The sequence below is a fragment of the Streptomyces sp. SID14478 genome, from assembly GCF_010548525.1.
GTDB lineage: Bacteria > Actinomycetota > Actinomycetes > Streptomycetales > Streptomycetaceae > Streptomyces.
The window spans coordinates 1-2,257 of the sequence record NZ_JAAGMG010000714.1; the positions used below are offsets into that span (position 1 = coordinate 1).

At 73.0% G+C, this 2,257-nt stretch carries 2 protein-coding genes and 2 pseudogenes; 2 read left to right on the top strand and 2 right to left on the bottom strand.

Annotated features, from left to right (window positions below):
• Positions 1–956: pseudogene (locus G3I40_RS23775) on the top strand (ATP-binding domain-containing protein); the annotation flags it as partial.
• A 57-nt stretch (positions 957–1,013) separates the two neighbouring features.
• Here the strand turns inward: G3I40_RS23775 and G3I40_RS23780 are convergent.
• Positions 1,014–1,709, bottom strand: coding sequence for a hypothetical protein (locus G3I40_RS23780; protein ID WP_164304151.1), 696 nt, complete (start codon positions 1,707–1,709; stop codon positions 1,014–1,016).
• A 47-nt stretch (positions 1,710–1,756) separates the two neighbouring features.
• Here G3I40_RS23780 and G3I40_RS23785 point away from each other — a divergent pair, with 47 nt between their 5' ends.
• A complete protein-coding gene (locus G3I40_RS23785; protein ID WP_164304152.1) occupies positions 1,757–1,945 on the top strand; it encodes a DUF5703 family protein in 189 nt (62 codons plus the stop codon).
• A gap of 89 nt (positions 1,946–2,034) precedes the next feature.
• Here G3I40_RS23785 and G3I40_RS23790 read toward each other — a convergent pair.
• Positions 2,035–2,257: pseudogene (locus tag G3I40_RS23790) on the bottom strand (hypothetical protein); the annotation flags it as partial.

Consider the following 2,257-nt stretch of genomic DNA (forward strand, 5'->3'; position numbering starts at 1 on the left):
AGACCGCCACGGCGACGGTGGCGGGCCTGCTCGGCCAGGCGGAGGGGCCCGGCCGGGACGCGGACGGGGCCATCGCCGTGGACGTGCTGGTCGTCCTGGACGCACCGCAGCTGGACGTGGACGATGCCGCGATGCTCGTCGAACTGCTCGCCGACGGATCCTGCCTCGTGCTCAGCGGGGACCCCGGCACCCTGTGGTCGGCGGGCCCCGGGCGGGTGTTCGCGGACCTGATGGCGGCGGGGATCTGCCCGCGCATCGCCTCCCGCACCCCCGACTTCGGGCCGATCGGCGAGCTGGTCTCCGGGATCGGCATCGGCGAGCTGAACCAGGTGGAGGCCCCCGGCAAGGAGGTCGTCATCGTGCCGGTGCGGGACGCGGCGGAGGCGATCCACCGCACCGTGCAGCTCGTTGCGGACTCGGTGCCGCGGGCGATCGGGGTCCCCGCCGAGGAGACCCAGGTGATCACTCCGGGGCACGGCGGCGCGGCTGGGACGCGCGCGTTGAACGCGGCGCTGAAGGAGCGGCTCAACCCCGGTCCGGGCCGGTTCGGGGGCTTCGACCCCGGGGACCGCGTGGTGTACGTGCCCGCGCCCGGGCGGATCCGGCCCGGCCTGGTCAGCGGCGCCGACGCGGAGGGTCTGCGTCTGGAGTGCGACGGCGAGCCCGTCGTCGTACCGAAGGAGCAGGCGGACCAGGCCGTGCGGCACGGATGGGCGGTGACCGGGCACCAGGCGGCGGGGCTGCGCTGGCCCGCGGCCGTGGTGGTGCTGCCCGGTGACGCGACGGCGGCACTGAGCCGGCCCTGGGTCTACACGGCGTTCGGCCGCGGCGAGCGGCATCTGTCCGTCGTGCACGGGGCGGACGCGGCGCTGCCGCGCGCGGTCGCGGAGGTAGGGCCGAAGCCGCGCACCACGCGACTGCAGAAGCTGGTCCGGGCCCAGGTGCCCGGCGCCTGAGCGCACGGATGCCCCGGCGCCTGGGCGCCGGGGCATCCGTGCGTCGCCGACGTGGCCCTACCTGTCGGCGTCCTCCAGGGCTTCGTCGATCTCGATGTCACCGATGGCGGCCTCGTCCGCGTCGTCGCCGTCCAGCTCGTCGTCGAAGACCGCGCTCACGTCGAAGCGGCACACCACATGCTGCGGATCGGCCTGGTCGAACGGGTTCTCCAGCCACTCGCCCGGTTCCGTCGGGTCGTCCGAGGCCATGACCCAGAGGGTGGAGTCCCCCTCCTCCAGGCCGAACTCCTTGTGCCGGGAGGCGATCTCATCGGGTTCGAACTCTCCGAAGAGAACGCCGAGGGCGGCATGGACGCTGTTGCCCGCGCCGCTCGGGGACTCGCTGTCGGCATCGGAGTCGCCGTCGAGGTCGGCGACCCGTCCCGCCTGGGCAAGCAGACGCTGCGACTCCACCACCGCGTAGTCGCGCCGGATCAACACGCTCAGTGCGTTCGGCTCCTCCGGACCTGTGTACGGGGGCAGCGAATCGTCGCCGCTGGGGATCTCGAAGGGGGTGACCTCGTCGTAGCGGTCGTAGAGGAGTTCGTCGTACTCCTCGGCCGCGGCGGCGAGTTCGTTGAACGCTTCGTAGACGGCCGGGTCGTCCTCACCCGACCTGCGCTCGACAGCCGCCAGGTGGCGGTCGAGCGCAGCCTTGATCGCTTCGGCGGCGGCGCGTACCTCGGCAGCTGTGGGCTGCGCAGCATCAGACATAGTGCAGACGCTATCCGTACCGGGCCACTGCCCGCACAATAGATGCGATGCCGGAATACGAATTTGTCGACGTGTACGTACCGCGCGGGGTCTCCCGCAAGGACGCGACGCGACTGCTGACGGACCATGCAGAGTACGGACACTGGGAGTTGGACCGATTGAGCCTGCGCCGCGACGGCAGTCGCCGCGTACGGCTGCGCCGACGGATCATTCGCCAGCTGCGGGCCACATGGTGACCTGTACCTGACGGACGGACCACGCGAGCGGAGCGGGCCCCACCGATGCGGGGCCCGCTCCGTCGCTACTGCCTGCTCGGCTCACGCCGTCATGCGGCCGCCTTGGCCCGTCGGTAGAGCACCGCACCGGCGAGCAGCGCACCCGCGCCCACCGGGATGGCCGCGCCGATCGGCAGCGAGCTGCCGGTCTGCGCGAGCTGGGACTCCCCCTTGGGCTGGGCGACGGCCTGCGTCTCCGGCTTGTTGGGGGCCGCGGCCGGCTTCGCCGGGTGGTGCACCGCGCGGGTCGGCGGGGTGCCCGGGTTGCCGGGG